At 65.6% G+C, this 22,163-nt stretch carries 20 protein-coding genes and 2 riboswitches; of the genes, 10 read left to right on the top strand and 10 right to left on the bottom strand.

The window, feature by feature from the left end; genetic code table 11:
• The 10 genes from ACIGHN_RS21700 to ACIGHN_RS21655 all read right to left on the bottom strand — a co-directional run.
• Positions 1-353 (bottom strand): hydantoinase/oxoprolinase N-terminal domain-containing protein (locus tag ACIGHN_RS21700; protein ID WP_396505981.1); only part of this gene is annotated, 353 nt, incomplete at its 3' end.
• Positions 354-407: 54 nt separating this feature from the next.
• Complete coding sequence (locus ACIGHN_RS21695; RefSeq protein ID WP_396505979.1) at positions 408-1,391, bottom strand: TRAP transporter substrate-binding protein; 984 nt, start codon at positions 1,389-1,391, stop codon at positions 408-410.
• A 68-nt stretch (positions 1,392-1,459) separates the two neighbouring features.
• Positions 1,460-2,164, bottom strand: coding sequence for an ABC transporter ATP-binding protein (locus tag ACIGHN_RS21690; RefSeq protein ID WP_396505977.1), 705 nt, complete (start codon positions 2,162-2,164; stop codon positions 1,460-1,462).
• A gap of 2 nt (positions 2,165-2,166) precedes the next feature.
• Positions 2,167-2,880 carry an ABC transporter ATP-binding protein gene (locus ACIGHN_RS21685; protein ID WP_056412448.1) on the bottom strand — a complete coding sequence of 238 codons (714 nt, stop codon included), beginning with the start codon at positions 2,878-2,880 and terminating at the stop codon, positions 2,167-2,169.
• Positions 2,880-3,902, bottom strand: a complete 1,023-nt coding sequence (locus ACIGHN_RS21680) for a branched-chain amino acid ABC transporter permease (RefSeq protein WP_396505976.1) — start codon at positions 3,900-3,902, stop codon at positions 2,880-2,882. The genes ACIGHN_RS21685 and ACIGHN_RS21680 overlap by 1 nt, the downstream gene beginning before the upstream one ends.
• 5 nt (positions 3,903-3,907) lie before the next feature.
• A complete protein-coding gene (locus ACIGHN_RS21675) occupies positions 3,908-4,774 on the bottom strand; it encodes a branched-chain amino acid ABC transporter permease (RefSeq protein ID WP_056168550.1) in 867 nt (288 codons plus the stop codon).
• A gap of 32 nt (positions 4,775-4,806) precedes the next feature.
• Positions 4,807-6,072 (bottom strand): ABC transporter substrate-binding protein, encoded by a 1,266-nt coding sequence (locus ACIGHN_RS21670; RefSeq protein ID WP_396505974.1) that lies wholly within the window; start codon positions 6,070-6,072, stop codon positions 4,807-4,809.
• Between the two features lie 49 nt (positions 6,073-6,121).
• Positions 6,122-6,961 (bottom strand): putative hydro-lyase, encoded by an 840-nt coding sequence (locus ACIGHN_RS21665; RefSeq protein ID WP_396505972.1) that lies wholly within the window; start codon positions 6,959-6,961, stop codon positions 6,122-6,124.
• A 449-nt stretch (positions 6,962-7,410) separates the two neighbouring features.
• The gene (locus ACIGHN_RS21660; RefSeq protein WP_396505971.1) at positions 7,411-8,316 is read right to left on the bottom strand and encodes a LysR family transcriptional regulator; all 906 of its coding nucleotides are present in this window, start codon (positions 8,314-8,316) and stop codon (positions 7,411-7,413) included.
• A 110-nt stretch (positions 8,317-8,426) separates the two neighbouring features.
• Positions 8,427-8,885: an Lrp/AsnC family transcriptional regulator gene (locus tag ACIGHN_RS21655; protein ID WP_056168542.1), complete on the bottom strand. Its 459-nt coding sequence runs from the start codon at positions 8,883-8,885 to the stop codon at positions 8,427-8,429.
• 548 nt (positions 8,886-9,433) lie between these two features.
• Between ACIGHN_RS21655 and ACIGHN_RS21650 the strand changes: the two genes are divergently transcribed.
• The 10 genes from ACIGHN_RS21650 to ACIGHN_RS21605 all read left to right on the top strand — a co-directional run bounded on the left by ACIGHN_RS21650 (position 9,434) and on the right by ACIGHN_RS21605 (position 22,156).
• On the top strand, positions 9,434-10,408 hold the full coding sequence (locus ACIGHN_RS21650; RefSeq protein ID WP_056168540.1) for a TRAP transporter substrate-binding protein: 975 nt from the start codon (positions 9,434-9,436) through the stop codon (positions 10,406-10,408).
• A gap of 117 nt (positions 10,409-10,525) precedes the next feature.
• Positions 10,526-11,038, top strand: coding sequence for a TRAP transporter small permease (locus ACIGHN_RS21645; protein ID WP_396505969.1), 513 nt, complete (start codon positions 10,526-10,528; stop codon positions 11,036-11,038).
• The gene (locus tag ACIGHN_RS21640; protein ID WP_056168535.1) at positions 11,035-12,330 is read left to right on the top strand and encodes a TRAP transporter large permease; all 1,296 of its coding nucleotides are present in this window, start codon (positions 11,035-11,037) and stop codon (positions 12,328-12,330) included. Before ACIGHN_RS21645 ends, ACIGHN_RS21640 begins: the two co-directional genes overlap by 4 nt.
• A 41-nt stretch (positions 12,331-12,371) precedes the next feature.
• A riboswitch (glycine riboswitch) is annotated at positions 12,372-12,462 on the top strand.
• 13 nt (positions 12,463-12,475) lie between these two features.
• A riboswitch (glycine riboswitch) is annotated at positions 12,476-12,606 on the top strand.
• Between the two features lie 55 nt (positions 12,607-12,661).
• Complete coding sequence (gcvT, locus tag ACIGHN_RS21635) at positions 12,662-13,804, top strand: glycine cleavage system aminomethyltransferase GcvT (RefSeq protein ID WP_396505967.1); 1,143 nt, start codon at positions 12,662-12,664, stop codon at positions 13,802-13,804.
• A gap of 106 nt (positions 13,805-13,910) precedes the next feature.
• A complete protein-coding gene (gene gcvH, locus ACIGHN_RS21630; RefSeq protein WP_056168529.1) occupies positions 13,911-14,285 on the top strand; it encodes a glycine cleavage system protein GcvH in 375 nt (124 codons plus the stop codon).
• 74 nt (positions 14,286-14,359) lie between these two features.
• Positions 14,360-17,269, top strand: coding sequence for an aminomethyl-transferring glycine dehydrogenase (gene gcvP, locus ACIGHN_RS21625; protein ID WP_396505965.1), 2,910 nt, complete (start codon positions 14,360-14,362; stop codon positions 17,267-17,269).
• A 701-nt stretch (positions 17,270-17,970) separates the two neighbouring features.
• Positions 17,971-18,375, top strand: coding sequence for an FKBP-type peptidyl-prolyl cis-trans isomerase (locus ACIGHN_RS21620; protein ID WP_396505963.1), 405 nt, complete (start codon positions 17,971-17,973; stop codon positions 18,373-18,375).
• Positions 18,376-18,386: 11 nt separating this feature from the next.
• Positions 18,387-19,448, top strand: coding sequence for a MerR family transcriptional regulator (locus ACIGHN_RS21615; RefSeq protein ID WP_396505961.1), 1,062 nt, complete (start codon positions 18,387-18,389; stop codon positions 19,446-19,448).
• Positions 19,449-19,497: 49 nt separating this feature from the next.
• Positions 19,498-20,775: an acyltransferase family protein gene (locus tag ACIGHN_RS21610; protein WP_396505960.1), complete on the top strand. Its 1,278-nt coding sequence runs from the start codon at positions 19,498-19,500 to the stop codon at positions 20,773-20,775.
• Positions 20,765-22,156, top strand: coding sequence for an MFS transporter (locus ACIGHN_RS21605; RefSeq protein ID WP_396505958.1), 1,392 nt, complete (start codon positions 20,765-20,767; stop codon positions 22,154-22,156). The genes ACIGHN_RS21610 and ACIGHN_RS21605 overlap by 11 nt, the downstream gene beginning before the upstream one ends.
• Positions 22,157-22,163: the final 7 nt, after the last annotated feature.

Raw genomic sequence — 22,163 nt, 5'->3', positions numbered from 1 at the left:
AACAGGCGCGGACGGTTCTGGTACGCGATGCGCAGCGCATCGCGAAAGCCGCGCGTGGTGACCAGCAGCGTGGGCTCGCCCTTGCGCTCCAGCAGTGCATTGGTGGCCACGGTGGTGCCCATCTTCACGCACTCGACCTGGGCGGGCGTCACCGGCTCGCCGGGCTTGAGCCCCAGCAGGTGGCGTATGCCTGCCACCGCGGCGTCCTTGTACTGCTCGGGGTTTTCGGACAGCAGCTTGTGGGTGGTGAGCGAGCCATCGGGCCGCTTGGCCACGATGTCGGTGAAAGTGCCGCCCCGGTCGATCCAGAACTGCCAGCGGGGCGTGTGTGTGGGGGGTGTCAGGTTATTCATGGTGTGATGGTTCCGACAGTTGAGAAAGGGAAAAACGGAATGCCGCAGCGCCTTTCAGCGCTGCGTGTAGTACGGAATGAAAAGCTGGTTGGCCTCGCTGCCCACCGATCGCACCCACTCGCGCGAGAAGCGTTCGCCCAGCCGCTTGAGTTCGGCGTTGAGCTCGGCGGTGGGGCGCTCCACCTTGATGCCCTTGCGCTGCAGTTCGCCGACCGACTCCTGCGCGATGGCCTCGCTCATCGCCCAGCCGCGGGTTTCCGCCTCGGCTGCCGCCTTGGTGACGGCCTGGCGCACGGGTGGCGGCAGCGCGTCGAACGCCTGCTGGTTGACGAACACGATGTTCTTGGGGAACCACGCGTCGATGCCGTAGTACTGGCGGATCTGGCCCCAGACTTGGTTCTCCACGCCGGTGAGGGCTGAGGTGATCATGGAGTCGAGCTGCCCGCCGGCCAGCGCCTTGTTGACCTCGACCATGGGCACGTCCACCGGCGTGGCGCCCAGCAGCTCGGCAATGCGAACGGTGGCGGGGTTGTAGGTGCGCATGCGGGTGCCCTTGAAGTCGGCGGACGACTTCACGGGCGCCACGGAGAACAACCCCTGCGGCGGCCACGGCACCGCGTACAGGGCCTTGAGCCCCTTGCGCGCGAAATGCCCCTCGATCAGCGGCCGCTGCAGTCCCCACATGCGCCGCGCGTCGGCATAGCTGTGCACCACGAAGGGCACGGCATCGGCACCGGCGATGGGCATCTCGGCCACGAGGCTGGTCATGATGGTCTCACCTGCCTGGACCTTGCCGCCCTGCACTGCCGCAGGAATGTCGGCCAGCTTGGCCAGCGTGTTGTTGGCGTGCACCTCGATGCGCAGCGCACCCGACGATGCGGCCTCGACATCCTGCGCGAACTGCACCAGGTTGCGCGTGTGGAACGATTCGGCACGGTAGCCCGTGGCCAGCTTCCATTGCACCGGCGTCTGGGCCAGCACACCGAAGGCGCAGCCCATCCCCGCCGCACACAGTGCGGTCATCCAAAAAGCTTTCACAGGAACTCCTGGGAGGTGAAATGACCGGCTGGCTGGGCGTGGCAGGTCGGGCACGCAGGCGCGCGGGATTAAAGGCCCAGGTACGCCTTCTTGACGCTTTCGTCGTGCAGCAGCGTCTGGGCCGGGCCTTCCATCGCAATGCGCCCGGTCTGTATGACGTAGCCGCGGTGTGCGATGGCCAGCGCCTTGTGCAGGTTCTGCTCCACCAGCAGGATTGAGACGCCCTTGGCGTTGATCTGCTGGATCACGTCCAGCACCTTGGTCACGAACTTGGGCGCGATGCCCCAGGAGGGTTCGTCCAGCATCAGCAGCTTGGGTCGCGCCATCAGCCCGCGGGCGATGGCCAGCATCTGCTGCTCGCCACCGCTCATGGTGCCGGCCAGTTGCGTCGCGCGCTCCTTGAGGATGGGGAACAGCCCCAGCATCTCGTCGATGCTGCTGGCCACCTCGTGCTTGTCTCCTCGGGTGAAGGCGCCAAGCTCCAGGTTGCGCAGCACCGTGAGGCGCGGGAACAGCCGGCGCCCTTCGGGCACCAGCGACAGCCCCAGCGACACCCGCTTGTGGGCTGGCAGCCCGCCGATGGACTGGCCGTTGAAGGACACCTTGCCAGCCGCAGCCGCGTTGAGCCCTGCCACCGCGCGCAAGGTGGTGGACTTGCCGTTGCCGTTGCCGCCCACCAGGGCCACGATCTCGCCGGCCCCCACGGTAAGGCTCACGTCCGAGATGGCCAGCACGTCGTCGTAGCAGACCTTGAGGTTTTGGATGTCGAGCATTTTCATTCGTCTCCCAGGTAGGCGGAGATGACGTGCGGGTCGCTGGAGACCTGCTGCGGCGTGCCCTCCGCGATCTTCACGCCCCGGTCCAGCACCACGATCTTGTCGGCGATGGGCATGATGCCCTCGAGCACATGTTCCACGATCAGGCAGGCGATGCCCCGCTCGCGGATCTTGAGCACCACGTCCACGGCCTCGCGCACTTCGGACGGGTTCAATCCCGCCATCACTTCGTCCATCAGCAATATCTGCGGCTCGATGGCCAGCGCGCGGGCCACGGCCAGGCGGCGCTGCTCGCTGATGGTCATGCTGCCCGCAGGCTTGTCGGCAAAGCGGTGCAGGTTGACGAACGCCAGCCACTGCATCGCCGAAGCCCGGGCCTTGGCCACGTTGTGCTGCAGCAGCATGGCGCCGGTCATGACGTTCTCGCAGGCCGTCATGCTGGTGAAGCTGCGCGCCACCTGGAAGGTGCGGCCCACGCCGGCACGGGCACAGGCCTCGGGCGGCAGCCCGGCGATGTTGCGCCCGCCCAGCAGGATGCTGCCTTCTGTGGGCGCGAAGTAGCCCGCCACGCAGTTGAACATGGTGGTCTTGCCCGCGCCGTTGGGACCGATGAGCCCCACGACGGTGCCCTTGTCCACATCGAAAGAGACGTCCTGGTTGGCGGTCAGCCCGCCAAAGCGCTTGCTGACTTGTTTGACTTCGAGCAGTTTCATCAGACCTCTCCCTTTGCCGACTGCAGGGGCGCAGCGCCGGCTGCATGCTCGGCCACCTGGCGCGATGCGTCGGCCCGGGCCGTCCGCCGCTCCTTGAAGCTCTTGACCCATCCGAGAATCCCCATGGGGTAGTACACGGCGATCAGGATGATCATGGTGGCGTAGATGATCACGTCCGTGCCCCGGCCCGTGCCACCGAAGACGATGCGTGTGAATTCTTCGATGCTGGTGAGCACGATGGAACCCACCACCGGACCGAACAGCGTGCCCACCCCGCCCAGGATGGCCACCAGGGCCATCTTGATCGACAGCGCCGTGGACAGCACCGAGCCCGGGTCGATGAACAGCTCCTTCTGGGCATACAGGCTGCCCCCCAGCGCCGCAAAGAAGGCGCTCAGCGACAGGGCCACCTGCTTGTAGCGGGCGATGTTGATGCCCACGCTGCGCGCAGCATCGGGCTCGTCCTTGATGGCCCGGAAGTAGTAGCCCAGGTAGCTGCGCTCCACCCACCAGTTGGCGGCCAGGGTCAGCACCAGCAGGCCCAGAGCCAGCCAGTAGTACGGCAGCTTGGTGGCGAAGTTCATCCACAGCCAGCCCTGCTTGTCCATGGGCACGTACAGGCCCACGGCGGCGCCGCCGTACTCCCACTCGTTGAAGAAGATCTGCACCAGCTCGGCCACGGCAATGGTGGCCATGGCGAAGTAGTGGCCTTTCAAGCGAAAGCACGACCAGCCGAACGCCAGGCTGAGCAAGGCCGACAGGGCCCCGCCGATCAGCGCGCCGATCCACGGGTTGACGCCGAACTTGAGCAGCAGCAGCGTGGAGGTGTAGGCCCCCAGCCCGAAGAACGCGGCATGGCCCAGGGACACCTGCCCGGCGTACCCGCCGAGCATGTTCCACGCCACGCCCAGCTGGGCGGCCATGAGCACGAGGATGGCCATGTTCAGGTGCGACGCATCCACGAAGGACGGCAGCGCCAGGGTGGCCAGCAGCAGCGCTGCGATAAGGATTGAGTTTTTCATGGTGATCACGCCTTGCCCATGAGGCCTTGCGGGCGGAACATCAGCACTCCGAGGAAGAGCACCAGCACCACCGCGGTCTTGTACTGGGGCCCGAGCAGCAGGCCCCCCATCACCTCGATCACGCCGACCAGGATCCCGGCCCAGAACGCACCGGTGATGCTGCCGAAGCCGCCCAGGTTCACCACCACGAAGGCCAGCAGGATGAAGTTCGCGCCGACGTCTGGAAAGATGGGAAAGAAGGTGGACAGCAGCACCCCGGCAGCGCCAGCGCAGGCAGCAGCAACACCCCAGGCCAGCGCAAACATCTTGTGCGAATCGATGCCCATGAGGCGCGCGGCTTCCTTGTCGGACGCGGTGGCTTCCAGCGCGGCCCCCAGGCGTGTCTTGTTGAGGAAGAAGTAGATGAGGCCGGTGATGACAATGGCCCCGATGCCCGCCACCAGCTGGGGCTGCCCGACCTGCACGCCGAAGCCCTTGACGGTGCCGCTGACCAGCGAGTTCTCGATGGAGCGGAAGTCGGGCTTCCAGAAGAACTGGGCCACCCCCCGCAGCAGGATCATGATTCCGAAGGTCGTGAAGATCTGCGAGAGCATGGGCGCATTGATGATGCGCACGATCACGAACTGGTACAGCAGCACCCCGAACGCGAACAGCATGAGCACCGTGAGCGGCAGGGTGTAGAGGGGGTCGAGCGCATACAGCGAGAACATCCAGAACGCCGAGTACATGCCCAGCATCAGGAACTCGCCGTGCGCGAAGTTCACGATGTCCATGACCCCGAAAATCATGGTCAATCCGATCGCAACCAGCGCATATATCAACCCGATCATCACGCCCGAGGCCAGCGTCTGAAACAGAATTTCCGCAGTCATGGTTTTCTTTCAGGATTCAGCCCGTGGGGCCTTCACTTGCGCTGGTCCCACTTGGGCATGGGCCACACCACTTCGCGGGTCGCCATGTTGAAGGGCCAGACCGTGTGGTATTTGCCGTCGATGATCTGCACCAGGATGCCGCGGCCCAGCGTGTTCTGGCCCGAGGTGTCGAACTTCACGCCCTTCCACGGCATGATGATGTCGTCGGCGCGGATGTTGGTCTGCGTGAGCGCGGTGCGCACGGCCTCGGGCTCGGTGGAGCCCGCACGGTTGATCGCGTCGGCCATCACCATCAGGCCGGTGAAGGTGCGCGAGCTGTTGCCGGTGAAGTTGATCTTGTAGCGCTTTTGAAAGAGGTCGTTGACCTCCTTGATCATCGGGTTGCGCGTGGCCAGGTCCAGCGCCCAGGTCTCGCGGGTGATGATGAAGTCGGCGTCCTTGCCCAGCGTGCGGATGAAGTCGGTGTCGGTGAAGCCGGCGTTGTTGGCCAGGATCATGTCCGGCGAGAAGCCCAGTTCCTTGTACGTCTTGATGGACATGATGGCGTCTGCCGTATAGGACGACTGCAGCACCAGGTTGGGGTTGGCCGCCTTCAGGGTCTGCACCTCGGACGTGAGCTGCGTGGTCTTGGCCGGGTAGGACACCTGCTTGACGATGTTCTGGCCGAACTCGGCCGCCAGCTTGGTCTGCAGCTTGGTCGTCTCGGCGCCCCACAAGCCGTTCTCGTTGAGCGATGCGATCACCTTGGGCTTGATGCCGCGCTTGGCCTCGAACTCCTTCAAAAACTCGAACGCGTTGTGCACGAACAGATCGTCATGCGGCGTGGTGCGGAAGAACCACTTGAAGTTGCGCTGCGTGAGCGAGGCCGAGGACGACTCGGGGTTCAGGAACGGAATGCCGGCCCGTTCGGCCACCTGGCTGGCCGTGGCCGTCACGTTGCTGTTGTACGAACCGATCAGGGCGACCACCTTTTCCTGGGTGATCAGGCGCTCGGCTTCCGTCGCGCCGATCTGCGGGTTGGACTGGTGGTCGGCGAACACGAGCTTGATCTTGGCGCCCTTGAGGTTGGGCAGGCCCTTGCCGGCCGCGAACGGCAGGTTGGGGACTGAGGGAGCACCGTTGTTGACGATGTCGGCGGCCAGCTCCAGCGCACTGCGCAGCTCGGCGCCCACGGCCGCGCCGGTGCCGGTCAGCGGGTAGATCACGCCGATCTTGACTTCCTGCTGCGCATGGGCGGCCAAGGTCATGCAGGCACCGCCGATAGCCGCGGCCACACGGGCCCAGAGGGTCTTTTTCATCTCAGATACTCCTTTGAAAGGTTGAAGGATTCGTCGCGGGGTGAAGAACTCAGAAAGACGCGAGGTGGTGGTTGAGCAACGAGGTCACCAACATGGCCCCGGGTGCGTGCGTGATGCAGAACGCAGGCTGCGCGGTCAGGATGGCCGACTGGGGGGTGACGCCACAGGCCCAGAAGACAGGGATGTCGCCGGGGGCCAGCTCCACCGCGTCGCCGTAGTCGGGCCGGGCCAGGTCCTTGATGCCGATGAGCGACGGGTCGCCGATGTGCACCGGCGCGCCGTGCACGTTGGGAAAGCGCGAGGTGACCTGCACCGCCCGGATGACGTCGGCTGCGGGCATGGGCCGCATGGACACGACCATGGCGCCGCTGAAGGGACCGGCAGGCTCGGTCGCGATGTTGGTGCGGTACATCGCCACGTTGCGGCTCTCGTCGATGTGGCGCAGGCGGATGCCGGCCTCCTGCAGCGCATGCTCGAACGAGAATGAGCAGCCCAGCACGAAGGTCACCAGGTCGGGGCGCCACAGGTCCGTGATGTCGGCGACTTCGTCCTTGAGCTCGCCGTGGCGCCAGACGCGGTACATGGGCACATCGCTGCGGATGTCGATGCCGTCGCCCAGGCTGGGTAATGCAGGTTGTCCGGGTTCGCCCACGGCCAGCACCGGGCAGGGCTTGGGATTGCGCTGGCAAAACCGCAGAAAGTCGCCGGCCAGCGCCTCGGGCAGGATGACCAGGTTGCCCTGCACATGGCCGTGGGCCAGACCGCTGGTGTGCTGGGTCCATAGCCCCTGGCGGATGACGCTGCGCACATGGGCGGCATTGCCATGACCTTCAGGGCCGAAGGCTGCCAGCGTATTTTTTTGTTCCGATTCCACCGTGTTTCCTTGCATCGCGAAATGTCAAATGCATGACGATGGACGGATTGTGTTGGCGGTGCGCAAGCACTGGCAAATTCAAAAATTTTCTCTCACTTCATCGATTTTTTCGATGCACTACCCTGGAGCACAGTTCACCCAACTTGGTGCTCAGTGAAAACCCTAGTTCGACAAAACCCTTGTGGAATGGCGCCCGGCCCGGCGCTGCGACACCGGCCACCAGCGCGGATGTGCCCGGTTTTTTCGTTGGCCGTTGGTGTGCTGCGACCCGCCGGCGACGGACCGCGCAGTGCTTGCAGACATGGGCGGCATGCACCAACAACAGGCACCCGCAGGCACCTGCAGGTGCTCGCGGGCCTGGGGACGGGCCGCACATCGCACTGTCGTTCCGTCAGAAGGGCGAAGTAAAGCGCAAAAAAAACGGCCGCCGCATGCGCTGGCCGGTGCCGTTCGTCAGCCTGGCTTCAGCTTTTGGCGCGCACCTTGGCGCGCTCGGACTGCAGTTCGAGGAAGGCCATCGCAGAGCGCACCACGCTTTCGACCGGGGTGGACGGGTCTTCGCGGTAGCTCAGGTGGATGGGCAGCGGCCGCAGCTCGGTGTCGCAGGCCAGCGCGCGCAGGTCCGGGAACGCCAGCAGCCGCTGCACCGCATGGCGCGGCAGCGTGGCCACGCCGAAGCCACCCTGCACCAGTTGCACCATGGCCGAGATGGACGAGATGGTGTGCACGCGGCGCGGCTCCACCTGGGCCTGGCGCAGCGCATCGAGCAGGGTTACGTGCGGGTGCGACCCACGCTGAAAGGTCAGCAGGTCCGTCTCCGCAAAGTCCGCCAGCGCGTAGCGCCGCTTGCGGTGCAGCTTGCTGTTGCCGACGAAGACCATCTCCATCGGCGCCAGGGCCTGGGTGCGGATGCCCTCGGCGGACGCCGGCAGCGCCGCGAACACCGTGTCCAGCGCGCCGCGGCGGATCTGGTCCAGCAGCACGGGCGTGGTTTCCATCGTGAGTTCAAGCTCCAGCGCCGGGTTGTCCTTGCGCAACTGCTCGATCCACGGGATCAGCCAGGAGTGCAGCACCGATTCGATCGCGCCCAAGCGGATGGACACCTCCATCGGCCCGCCCGACCCCATCTCGGCCTTCAGCTGGCGCTGCAATTCCAGCATGCGCTTCGCATAGGTCAGAAACCGCGTGCCCGCCACCGTGAGTTTGAAGCGCTTGTCGCTGCGGTCCAGCAGCAGCACGCCCAGCTCTTCCTCCAGCGCCGCCACGCGGCTGGACATGGCCGACTGGGTGAGGAACAGTTTTTCGGCGGCGCGCGTCACGCTGCGCAGGGAGGCGACCCAGTAGAAGGCTTCGACGAAACGCAGGTTCATGGTGTGTGGCGCGGTGCTGGCGGTGTGGGCGGTGTGGGCGATGTGTGCGGCGGCTGGATTCTGCGCCTGCGCCAACCCGCAGAGCAGCGAACGTGTCAGCGCCTTAGGCCTTAGTCCACGTAGAGCGGCATGTCGGCTTTTTTCAGGGTGCGCAGCACGAAGCTCGAGCGGCTGTGGCGTATGCCCTTGATCTTGTAGAGCTTCTCGCGCAGCAGGCGCTCGTAGTCGCGCGTGTCCTTGACGACCACGCGCAGCAGATAGTCGTAGTCGCCCGAGACCAGGTGGGCTTCGATCACCTCCGGAATGCTGGCCAGCGTCTCGCCGAACTTCTCGAGCGTGTTGTCCGAATGGCTGTCGAGCGTAACCTGCACCAGCACCGTGTCGGACAGCCCCAGCGCCTGCGGGTTGAGCCGCACGGTGTAGCCCTGGATGACACCGGCCTCTTCCATCTTCTTGATGCGGCCCCAACACGGCGAAGGGCTCAGGCCGACGGCCTGCCCGATCTCCTGCAGACTGGCGCGCGCGTCGCCCTGCAGCACAGCGAGAATTTTTCTGTCTAAACGGTCCATGCTGCGGATTATTCCTTGAACTGCGCAAATGCAGAAGGATTTTCTGCAACAGCCGACTTTTGAAGCAAAGAACAGCAAGAACTACTGAGCCTTGCCGCGCATACTTCATCCATCAAGGCGTTCTTACCGGAGCGCACGAACTGACAGGGCCCCGGACCGGTTACCGCCGGACCGGGGCACTTGGCAAGACGGCAGTGGCGGCACACGCCCTTGCGCTTCACCGACTCACCGCGCCACGGGCACCCGCCGCGGAGTCTCACATCACGGGCCGGTGCCGCTCCATCAGAGCGGCACCTCGCCGCACGCCAGCCCGACTTCCATGGCGCCGCCCGCCTTCACCTGTCCTGTCGCCCGCGCGACGCGTGCACTGGTGCCGCGAAGCCCGTGGCGACTGCCTTGTTTAGTAAGCACGCTTACCAGCACAAACCCCGATGCCCTGCGGCATGTTGCAGCGCCATAATTTTTGAGTCCGTGGCACTGGCTGCGCGAAGCCTCCAGCGACAGGTACGCAGGCGACCACGGCAAGAACCACATATACAGGAGACACCATGCAACTGACTTCTCTCGCCGCGGGCCTGGGCCTTGCGTTCGGCTTGATCGCCACGGCCGGCGCGCAGACCACGACGCTCAAGATCGGCTACGCCACGGCGCCCGATTCGCACTATGGCGTGGGCTCCAAGGTGTTCTGCGATGAAGTCGAAAAAGGCACGCAGGGGCGCTACAAGTGCCAGTACTTTCCCAACTCGGCGCTGGGCGGCGAGCGCGAGCAGATCGAGGCCATCCAGCTCGGCACGCAGGACCTGGTGAACACCTCCACCGGCCCTGTGGGCAACTTCGTGCCCGAAGTGAAGATCGTGGACATTCCGTTCCTGTTCCGCGATTACGACCATGCACGCAAGGTGATGGACGGCCCCATCGGCCAGGACATCCTGACCAAGTTCCCGAGCAAGGGCATCATCGCGCTGGCCTGGACCGAAAACGGCTTTCGCCACATGACCAACAGCAAGCGCGACATCGTCAAGCCCGAGGACGCCAAGGGCCTGAAGATGCGCACCATGGAGAACAAGGTGCACATGGACGGCTACCGCACCTTCGGCATCCTGCCCACGCCCATGGCCTTCCCCGAGCTGTTCGGTGCCATGCAGCAGGGCACGGTGGACGGCCAGGAGAACCCTATCCCGGTGATCCTGTCGGCCAAGTTCTCGCAGGTGCAAAAGCACCTGTCGCTGACCGGCCACGTGTACTCGCCCGCGCTTCTGCTGCTCTCGCCCAAGGTGTGGAACAAGCTCAACGATGCCGACAAGAAGGTCTTCACCGACGCCGCCAAGAGCGCGTCGGTGGCGCAGCGCAAGAAGGTCAACGACGATGAGAACAATGGCATCGCGCTGCTTGAATCGCAGGGAATGAAGGTCACCAAGACGGTGGACGGTGCGGCCTTCCGCGAAGCGCTCAAGCCGGCCTACGTGGGCTACGCCAAAGAGTTCGGCGCGGACAACATCAAGAAGATCCAGGACGTTCGTTAACCTGCGCAGACAAACTCCAACCGTTCACGCTGAGCCTGTCGAAGCGCCGCGCAAGGCTTCGACAAGCTCAGCCCGAACGGTTTTTTTTCGCTTTCAGCCAGAACCGAGAACAACACCGTGAAAGCCTTCGAACGCTATTTTCTGACCGCCAACCGCTGGGCGCTGATCCTGCTGCTGGCGGCCATGTCGATCATCATCTTCACCAACGTGGTCATGCGCTACGTGACCCACAACTCGCTGGAGTGGGCCGAAGAGGTCTCTCGCCACATGATGATCTGGCTGACCTTCCTGGGCGCGGGCCCGGTGCTGCGCTACGGCGGCCACATTGCGGTGGAGAACCTGCAGGACGCCCTGCCCCGCGCCGGCGGCATTGCCATCCGGGCGGTGGTGGCCGCGCTGCTCTTCGCCTTCTTCGGCTTCATGGTCTGGTACGGCTGGCTGTACATGCAGCGCACCATGTTCCAGATGACGGCCGTGACGCAGGTGCCCTTCGCCTACATCTACAGCGCCATGCTGATCGGCGGGGTGTTGCTCATCGTGCACTTTGCGTTCGTCGTGCGTGGCTATGTGCTCGACCGCACCTTCGCAGCCGATGAGCACTTCGATACGAATGCGAGTGCCTCACTATGAGCGCGTCCATCATCCTCATCGTTTCGGCCTGCCTGTTCCTGGCCATCGGCGTGCCGGTGGCGTTTGCCCTGGGCCTGGCCACGGCGGCCACGCTGATCCTGGCCGAGAGCTACCCGCTGATGGTGCTGCTCAAGGAGACCTTCACCGGCATCGACAGCTTTCCGCTGATGGCCGTGCCGTTCTTCATTCTGGCGGCCGAGCTCATGAGCGGCGGCTCGCTGACCGAGGTGCTGCTGCGCTTCGCCGGCCAGTTTGTGGGCCACAAGCGCGGCGGGCTGGGCTACACCAACGTGGTGTCGCTGACGTTCTTCTCGGGCATCTCGGGCTCGGCACTGGCCGATGCGGCCGGCCCGGGCTCGATGCTGATCCGCATGATGGACAGGGCGGGCTACGACCGTTCGTATGCAGCGGCGCTCACCGCGTCCACCGCCATCGTGGGGCCCATCATTCCGCCGTCCATCATCATGATCATCTATGCGCTGCAGGATGAAACGGTTTCGGTGGGTGCGCTGTTCGTGGCCGGCCTGCTGCCGGGCCTGCTGATCGCGGTGGCCATGTGCATCGTGAACTTCCATGTGTCGAAGAAGCGCAACTACAAGGGCGACGGCAAGATGCCGCCCATGGCCGAGATCCTGACCACCACCTGGAAGGCGCTGCCCGCCATCTTGTTGCCCGTGGTGATCCTGGGCGGCATGCGCGCGGGCTGGTTCACGCCCACCGAGGCCTCGGTGGTGGCCGTGTTCTACGCACTGGTGTGCGGCAAGTTTGTCTACCGCACGCTGCAATGGAAGGCGCTGCCTGACATCCTCGCGCGCTCGGCCCTGCTGTCGGCGTCGGTGCTTATCATCATCGGGCTGTCGGCCGCATTCGCGTGGATTTTGACCATCGAGGGCATTCCGCAGCAGATGGCCGAGTGGCTCATCAGCATGAACCTGTCGCCCTGGATGTTCCTCATCATCGTGAACATCTTTCTGCTGCTGTTCGGCATCTTCATCGAGCCGCTGCCGGGGGTGATGGTGCTCGCGCCCATCCTCGCACCCGTGGCTGTGAAGCTGGGCGTGGACCCGGTGCACTTTGCGATGATCGTGATCTACAACCTCACGCTCGGGATGATCACGCCTCCGGTGGGAGGGCTACTCTTCGTCACCTGCAACGTCTCGCGCGTGCCGATGTCGCAACTGGTGCGCGAGCTGGTGCCCTTCCTGTGGGCGCATGGCGTGGTGCTGGTGATGCTGACCTTCATCCCGCAACTGTCCACCTGGCTGCCGAAGGTGTGGGGGTTCATCAAGTAGCGGGGCTTTCCAGCGGGGGTGCCAGGCGCCAGCGGATATACTGGCGCCCGTCAGGAGAGAGCCCCCTTCGCGGGGGCCGCCGAAGGCGCAGGGACAACCCGAACGCTCAGGCAAAAGGACTGGCAACCGCCCGCAGTGATGCGGGCGTTTCCTTGCTGGAGAGAGATGGACCGCCGGTCACACCGCGCGCGGCACCCATCCACCGAAGGAGCAAGCCGCACGGCCAGCCAGGGCGCTGCGGTGAATCTCTCAGGTAAAGCGGACAGCAGGGCAAATACCGTGGCCTGGTACAGGCTGCGGCTTTCATTTGCCTTGTCCTGAGAAGCCCGCCATGTCCGCCACCGCTCCCCTGCTCACCACGCCCCTGAACGCACTGCACATCGAGCTGGGCGCCCGCATGGTGCCGTTCGCCGGCTATTCCATGCCCGTGCAGTACCCCGCTGGCCTCATGGCCGAGCACCTGCACACCCGCACCGCAGCGGGGCTGTTCGATGTCTCCCACATGGGCCAGCTCAAGCTCGTCGGCCCGGACGCTGCGGCCGCCTTCGAAACCCTGATGCCGGTCGATGTGATCGACCTGCCCGTGGGCAAGCAGCGCTACGGCCTGCTGCTGACCGATGAGGGCACGGTCATCGACGACCTGATGTTCTTCAACCAGGGCACGGTCGAAGGCGAGCCCACCCTGTTCGTCATCGTGAACGGCGCGTGCAAGGTGGGCGACATCGCCCACATAGAGGCTCGCATCGGCCAGCGCTGCCAGGTGGTGCCCATGCCCGACCATGCGCTGCTGGCGCTGCAAGGCCCGCAGGCGGTCACCGCCCTTGCCCGCCTGGCGCCGGGTGTGGACCAGCTGGTGTTCATGACCGGCGGCGCGTTCGACATTGCGGGCTCCGACTGCTTCGTGACCCGCAGCGGCTACACCGGCGAAGACGGCTTTGAAATCTCGGTGCCCGCAGCCCAGGCCGACACCCTGGCGCGGGCGCTGCTGGCCCAGCCCGAAGTCAAACCCATCGGCCTGGGCGCGCGCAACTCGCTGCGCCTGGAAGCGGGCCTGTGCCTGTACGGCAACGACATCGACACCACCACCACACCGCCCGAAGCGGCCTTGAACTGGGCCATCCAGAAGGTGCGCCGCACCGGCGGTGCACGGGCGGGCGGCTTTCCAGGCGCGGACAAGGTCCTCGCGCAGATCGACAACCCCGCCACCCTGCGACGCAAGCGCGTCGGCCTCGTGGCGCTGGAGCGCGTGCCCGTGCGCGAGCACACCGAGCTGCAAGGCCCCGATGGCCAGAAGATCGGCGAAGTCACGAGCGGCCTGCTCGGCCCCACGGTGAACGAGCCCGTGGCCATGGGTTACGTCGTCCCTGAATTCGCGGCCATCGGCACGCGCGTGAACGCCATGGTGCGCGGCAAGGCCGTGCCGATGGAGGTGCGTGCCATGCCGTTCACCCCCGCGCGCTACTACCGCGGCTGAACCACCGCATTCGTTTGCCGCGCATTGCATCGCCTGCGCCCCAGCCCGGCTACAGTGGCAGCTGGCATCGGCACTTTTTTAGACAACCCTTTTTTCTGGAGCCCCCATGACTGTCAAGTATTCCAAGGACCACGAGTGGATCGACATCTCCGACCACGAAGCCGCCACCGTCGGCATCACGCTGCATGCGCAGGACGCGCTGGGCGACGTGGTGTTCGTGGACCTGCCCGCCGTCGGCACCACCTTCACCCAGGGTGAAGTGGCCGGCGTGGTCGAGTCCGTCAAGGCCGCAGCCGACGTGTACATGCCCGTCACCGGCGAGATCGTCGAAGTGAACGAGGCGCTGCGCGCCGACCCGTCCCTGGCCAACAGCGACCCGATGGGCGCCGGCTGGTTCTTCAAGGTCCACGTGACCGACATGACGCAGTTCGACGCGCTCATGGACGAGCCGGCCTACGCCGAGTTCGCCAAGAACGCCTGATCGGACCGCCCCTCCCTTCGCGGCCCGGCAGCCACCTGCCGGGCCATGTGTCCCCGCCCTTGCCGCCGCCGCCGATGACCTCCCAAGCCCCCCTGCCCTCCCTCGCCGCGCTCGAGAACGCCACCGAATTCCTGCCCCGCCACATCGGCATCGACGCTGCGGATGAAACCCACATGCTGTCGGTGATCGGCGAGGCCTCGCGCAGCGCCCTCATCGAAAGCATCGTGCCGCGCTCCATCGCGCGCACCACGCCCATGGACCTGCCCCTGCCCGTCACCGAAGCGGCAGCGCTGGCCGAGCTCAAGGCGATTGCGGGCAAGAACAAGGTCCTGCGCAGCTTCATCGGCCAGGGCTACTACGGCACGCACACGCCGGGCGTCATCCTGCGCAACATTCTGGAAAACCCCGCCTGGTACACCGCCTACACGCCCTACCAGGCCGAGATCTCGCAAGGCCGCATGGAGGCCCTGGTCAACTTCCAGACCATGGTGTGCGACCTGACGGGCATGCCGATTGCCAACGCATCCATGCTGGACGAAGCCACCGCCGCCGCCGAGGCCATGACCCTGGCCAGGCGCTCGGTCAAATCCAAGAGCAACGTCTTCGTGGTGGCGGGCGACGCGCACCCGCAGACCATCGAAGTCATCCAGACCCGCGCCAAGCCCCTGGGCCTGGAAGTGCGCCTGGCCAACTCGGCCGAGGAGTGGAACGACCTGCTGGCCGGCGACTACTTCGCCGTGCTGGCCCAGTACCCCGCCACCAGCGGCCGCATCGAAGACCTGCGCGCCGATGTGGAAAAAGCCCACGCCAAGCAGGCCGCCTTCATCGTGGCCGCCGACCTGCTGGCGCTGACACTCATCACGCCGCCCGGCGAATACGGCGCCGACATCGTGGTGGGCACCACGCAGCGCTTTGGCATGCCCATGGGCGCGGGCGGCCCGCACGCTGCCTACATGGCCTGCCGCGACGAGTTCAAGCGCAGCCTGCCCGGCCGCCTGGTGGGTGTGAGCGTGGACGTGCACGGCAAGCCCGCCTACCGCCTGGCGCTGCAGACCCGCGAGCAGCACATCCGCCGCGAAAAGGCCACGTCCAACATCTGCACGGCGCAGGTGCTGCCCGCCGTCATCGCCAGCATGTACGCCGTCTACCACGGCCCCGAAGGCCTGCAACGCATCGCCCAGCGCGTGGCCAGCTACACCGCCATCCTGGCCCAGGGCCTGGTGCAGCTGGGCGCGCCGGTACGCCCCCAAGCCACCTTCGACACGCTCAGCCTGCATACCGGTGACGCTACCAAATCGATAGCTGCTCGCGCAATCCAGATGGGCGCCAACCTGCGAATCTACTTCGAAGAGTACCTGTGCATCTCGCTGGACGAGACCACCACGCGCGCCGACATCGAGCTGCTGTGGAAGGTCTTCGCCCAGGACGGCCAGGCCCTGCCTACCTTCGATGCTTTCGAGAACGGCGTGGAGCCGCTGATCCCCGCCGCGCTGCGCCGCACCAGCCGCTACCTCACGCACCCGGTGTTCAACACCCACCATTCCGAAACCGGCATGCTGCGCTACATCCGCCAGCTGTCCGACAAGGACCTGGCGCTGGACCGCAGCATGATCCCGCTGGGCAGCTGCACCATGAAGCTCAACGCCACCAGCGAGATGATCCCCATCACCTGGCCCGAGTTCGCGCACATGCACCCCTACGCGCCCGCCGACCAGCAGGCCGGCTACCGCGAGCTGGACGAGCAGCTGCGCGCCTGGCTGTGCCAGGCCACCGGCTACGCCGGCATCAGCCTGCAGCCCAACGCCGGCAGCCAGGGCGAATACGCGGGCCTGCTGGCCATCCAGGCCTACCACCGGGCGCAGGGCGAAGGCCACCGCAACATCTGCCTCATCCCCAGCAGCGCACATGGCACCAACCCCGCCAGCGCGCAGATGGTGGGCATGCAGGTGGTGGTGACGGCGTGCGACGCCGCCGGCAACGTGGACCTGGCCGACCTCAAGGCCAAGTGCGAGCAGCACAGCGGCAGCATTGCCTGCGTGATGATCACCTACCCCAGCACGCACGGCGTGTTCGAGACCCAGGTCAAGGAGCTGTGCGCCCTGGTGCACAGCCACGGCGGCCGCGTGTACGTGGACGGCGCCAACATGAACGCCCTGGTGGGCGTGGCCGCCCCCGGCGAGTTCGGCGGCGACGTGAGCCACCTGAACCTGCACAAGACTTTCTGCATCCCCCACGGCGGTGGCGGCCCGGGCGTCGGCCCGGTGTGCGTGGTCGAAGACTTGGTGCCCTACCTGCCCGGCCTGCCGGGCCAGGGCGACCAGCCGCTGGCCCCCGCCGACGGCAAGGTAGGCCCGGTCAGCGCCGCACCCCTGGGCAACGCCGCCGTGCTGCCCATCAGCTGGATGTACATCCGCATGATGGGCGCCGAAGGCCTGCAGGCCGCGACCGAGACGGCCATCCTGTCGGCCAACTACATCAGCGCGCGCCTGAAGGACCACTACCCCACGCTGTACGCATCGGCCAACGGCCACGTGGCGCACGAGTGCATTCTGGACCTGCGCAGCCTGAAGGAAACCAGCGGCGTGATGGCCGAGGACGTCGCCAAGCGCCTGATCGACTACGGCTTTCATGCGCCCACACTGAGCTTTCCCGTGCCCAACACGCTGATGGTGGAGCCCACCGAGAGCGAGACGCTGTTCGAGATCGACCGCTTCATCGACGCGATGATTGCCATCCGCGAAGAGATCCGCCAGATCGAGGCGGGCAAGTTACCGCAGGACAACAACCCGCTGAAAAACGCGCCGCACACGGCCGAGAATCTTTTGAGTGGCGAGTGGGCCCGCCCATACACGCGCGAAGCCGCCGCCTACCCGGTGGCGGTGCTGCGCCAAGGTAAGTACTGGTCGCCTGTGGGACGCGTGGACAATGTGTATGGGGATCGGAATCTGTTCTGCAGTTGTGTGCCGGTAGGTGACCTGGCGTAAGCCAAATATCATGCACCGCACCCAAGCCTGGGCTATCACCAGGACTCTCATTCTGCAGACTATCTTCACACAATGAGTAAGTCACAACCGTCTGTTTTGCCTATCCGAACGGTCTGTCGGGACGGCCAAAAGCTCCGTTGCGCGTTCACCGCATTGACTGTGCTTCTTGCCCTCCCGAGCACTTCAATTGCAGACGCGGCTGACAGCTATCACGCGTTGGTAGCGCCCTGCAAGAGCGTCCTTCACGACTCAGATTTCGAATTGAATATTCCGATCGCCGAAGGTCAACGTCGGGTCCGCGCCACTTGCGAGACACGGCAGGTTTCGTCGGGTCCGAAAAAACGCCATCGCACTCAAATGGAGGTACGGTTCAACTGTCGCACGGCTCCCGCAAATCCAGGAGATGAATCCACTGAGTTCTACGCAAGAAAGATCCTCTACTTCACATTGCGCAAGTCGGAGTGGCGAATTGAGTCCGCTGAGCTCAATCTGACTGGAATTCCGCCAACCCCATCAGCGATTCAGAAGGAAAAAATACCAACAACATCGCTGGGTCTTCTGCTACCTCAAGCAACCGCATGTCTTGGGTCGCCATGACGCCGTGAGACTCACCAACGGGTCAAACACACTGCGGCAATATGCAATGCGTTGAAGCGAAAGGCCCTAACATCGGGCCTTTGTTTTTTCCTGGAGTGTTCTTCATGCGCGTTCTTCTCGCCCTGCTGGCTTCGCTGGTCCTTACCCCTATCGCCATGGCACAAACCGCCCAGCCCGTCACCACCGCCAGCGGCCTGGTGTTTGAATCCTTGAAGGAAGGCACAGGCGATTCCCCCAAGTCCACCGACACCGTGAAGGTGCACTACAAGGGCATGTTCCTCGACGGCAAGGAGTTCGACAGCTCCTACAAACGTGGCGAGCCCACCGAGTTTCCGCTCAACCGCGTGATCCCCTGCTGGACCGAAGGCGTGCAGCGCATGAAGCCCGGCGGCAAGGCCAAGCTGACCTGCCCCCCTGCCATCGCGTACGGCGCTGCGGGCGCAGGTGGCGTGATTCCGCCCAACAGCACGCTCAACTTCGAGATTGAACTGATCTCGGTGCGCAAGTAATAAGAAAACCCATGCTGCTGAAGGTCGGTGACCTCGCGCGGCGCACCGGCCTCACGGTGCGCACGCTGCACCATTACGACGAGATCGGGCTGCTCAAGCCCTCGGGCCGGTCGGACGCGGGCTATCGGCTGTACAGCCAGGCCGACGTGCAGCGGCTGCACGGCATCCAGACGATGCGGCAGATGGGCTTGGCGCTCAGCGACATCGGCGACCTGCTGGTGGGCGACACGATGGCGCCCGAACGCATCATCGGCCAGCAGATCCGCGCGCTGGACCAGCAGATATCGCAGGCCACCGAACTGCGGGGGCGCTTGACCATGCTGCGCGACGGGCTCATGGCGGGGGCCGAGCCCGACATGGGCAACTGGCTCGAAGCGCTGGCGCTGATGACCACCTACGGCAAGTACTTCAGCTCGGCCGAGCTCAAGCAGATCTTCACTAAATGGAGCCTGATCGAGTCCGATTGGCTGGTGGTGAAGGAGCTGGTGCAGAGTGCCATGGACCGCCAGTTGCCACCCGAAGACCCCGAGGTGCAGGCGCTGGCATACCGCTGGATGGCGCTGATGCTGCACTGGATGGGCGGCGACATGGACCTGCTGGAGCGCTGGGGCCACATGTTCCGCACCGAGCCCACGACCCATGGCCGCAACCATGCGCCGCCGGGCGAGATGATCGAGTACGTCGAAGTGGCCATCAAGCTGCGCATGAACCTGCTGGACAAGTACCTGACCCGCGACGACCTGCGCGCGCTGGGTCATGTATCCCACACGCAGTGGGCGGCGCTGGAAGACTGGGTGCAGCAACTGCTGGCGCGCGGCGTGGCCCCGCAGCACGCTGACGCCGCGGCCGCTGCGCAGCGCTGGGATGCGCTGTTCGGCCAACTCACACGCAACGACGCGGCACTGCGCCAGAAGCTGCTCACCGCGTCGATGCAGGAGCCGTTGCTCCAGGCGGGCTCGCCGCTGAGCGCGCCCGTGCGCGCCTACCTGCACGCCGCCCTGGCGCACGCACGGGCTTCGCACGCAGTGGCAACCTCGCCACCCCAACGCAAAAAAGCAGCAAAAATCGCTTGACCCTCACGCAACGTGAGGCTTGACAGTCGGTCTCTTGATGGACCGACACATGACTGCTGACCCCTCCCCCTCTCCCGCCGCGGCCTCCGGGCGCCTGCACGCGCTGGACCACCTGCGCGCCACCATGATGTGGCTGGGCATCGTGCTGCACGCCTCCATTGCGTACATGGCAGCACCGTCGCCCCTGCCGTGGCACGACGACCTGTCCACGCCGGTGGCCGACCTGCTGGTGGCGGTGATCCATGCGTTTCGCATGCCGCTGTTCTTCATCCTGGCGGGCTTCTTCGTGGCGCTGCTGGTGCAGCAGCGGGGCCTGGCCGGCATGGCCCGCCACCGCGTGCGCCGCCTGGGCCTGCCGTTCGTGGTGTTCTGGCCGCCGCTGTTCATGGCGACGGCGCTGCTCGGGCTGATGTTCCTGCACCGCATGGCGCACGGCACCTGGGGCATGGACCGCAGCCTGCTGCCGCGCGGCCCCAACGTGCCGCACGGCCCGCCCACCATGCATCTGTGGTTTCTGTGGATGCTGCTGTGGCTGAGCATGCTCACCCCGCCGGTGTGGGCAGCAGCCCGGGCGCTGCCATCGTCGGTGCAGCGCAAGTTGCAGGCTGCGTCGGCATGGCTGTGCGCCACGCCGCTGGGTGGCGTGCTGCTTACGCTGCCGCTGGGGTGGATCGGCGCGCAGTACGACCACGGCATCGTCACGCCGAGCGGGTCGTTTTTGCCGCCGCTGGCGGAATGGGTGCACAACGGCTTGTTCTACGCGTTCGGCCTGTGCCTGTACAGCCAGCGGCGCCTGCTGATGGCGCGCTACGAAAGGCATTGGCCGGTGTTCGCCGCTGCAGGGCTGGCGTGCTTTGTGGTGACCGGGTTCCTGTCAGAGATATTGGCCCAGCCCGAAGCATCGGCCTTTGCGCTGGTGCTGCTGACCGGTGGCTTCACCGACGTGCTGGCCGCGCCGGTGTCGGCCATCCGGCATCTGCAGTTCTGGATGGCGCTGGCCTACAACGCGGCGTCGTGGCTGTGGAGCTTTGCGCTCATCGGCCTGTTTCTGCGGCATGTGGCGCGGCCCCGGGCCTGGCTGGCCTACCTGGCAGACAGCGCGTACTGGGTGTACCTGGTGCACCTGCCGCTGACGGTGGGCTTTGGCGCGCTGCTGTATGGCGTGCCCATCCCTGCGATTGCCAAGATTTTTCTCAACGTGTTGGCGACCACGGCTCTGTGCCTGGCCAGCTACCACCTGTTCGTTCGTTTTACCGCGGTGGGCCAGTTGCTCAACGGCCACCGCCATTCCCGCCCCTACCCCGGAGAACCTGCCCATGCCCACTGATACCCCCACCCGCGACAACCCGCCGCCGCGTGCCGAGAACGCCCAGCCCGCACCCGCAAGCCCTGCAGGCCCCGACCAGCGCGCCGCGCTGCTCAAGGACCGCAACTTCCGCTGGCTGACCGGCGGCGCTTTCCTGTCGATGCTGGGCGACCAGTTCACGCTCATCGCCCTGCCCTGGCTGGTGCTGCAGATGACCGGCGACACGCTGGTGCTGGGCACGGTGCTGGCGCTCATCAGCGTGCCGCGTGCGCTGTTCATCCTGATCGGCGGTGCACTGGTGGACCGCCATTCGCCCAAGCAGGTGCTGATGATCACCAAGTACATCAACCTGGTGCTGCTGGCCGTGCTGGCCGCCCTGGTGCTGGCCGGCAGCCTCACGCTGTGGATGGTGTATGCGTTGTCGCTGGCCATTGGCCTGGCCACGGCGTTCAGCATTCCGGCGGGCGTTGCGATGATGCCGCACGTGGTGGCCCGCCACCAGCTGCAGGCCGCCAACGGCGTGAACCTGGGCCTGCGCCAGCTCACGATGTTTCTCGGGCCGCTGCTGGCGGGCGTGCTGATCGCGCTGTTCGGGGATGCCACCGCAGCGCACCCCAGCGGCGGCAGTGAAGCGCGCGCTAACGCCACCGGCATCGGCCTGGCGTTTGCGCTCGATGCGCTGAGCTTTGCGGTGTCGGCCTGGACGCTGGCTCAGGTGCGCACTCTGGGCGGAGGTGCACCGTCTGCCGCAGCACCTGCAGCACCACCACAAGCCGTGCTGGCATCGGTGGCCCAGGGCCTGGCGCACTTCTGGCGCGACACCGAGCTGCGCACCTGCTTTCTTTACTGGAGCGCCATCGCCCTGTTCATCATGGGCCCCATCCACATCGCCATCCCGGTGCTGGCCAGTAGCGCGCCCGAACTGGGCGCCGCCGCGTTCGGCATCATCGTGGGCGCCCATGGCGCAGGCACGCTGCTCGGCATGGTGGTCTCGGGCATGGTGCCGCGGCTGCGCATCGGCAGCCTGGGCATGACCATCCTGGCGTTCGACGCGGCCATCGGCGCGCTGTTCATGCCCATGGGCCTGATCACCGCTGTGTGGCAAGGGGCGGCGCTGATGCTGGCCATCGGCCTGTTGGGCGGCTTCATGCAGGTGAGCGTGTTCACCTGGATCCAGCAGCGCGTACCGCCCATGCTGCTGGGCCGCGCGATGAGTCTGTTCATGTTCATCTTCATGGGCCTGGCGCCCATCTCGGCCGCCGTCACCGGCTGGTTGATGAAGAGCGTCACGCTGACCCAGCTGTTCGTCGCCAGCGGCGGCACGCTGGTGGTACTGGCTGCGCTGGCCCTGGTGCTGACGCCCATGCGCCGCGTGACGGATGCGGCACCCGTGGCCCGCTGAGCGCCGC

Source organism: Acidovorax sp. NPDC077693, assembly GCF_044542805.1.
GTDB lineage: Bacteria > Pseudomonadota > Gammaproteobacteria > Burkholderiales > Burkholderiaceae_C > Acidovorax.
The sequence above is the reverse complement of the archived record's forward strand: the minus strand, read 5'-3'. Positions and strand labels throughout refer to the sequence as shown.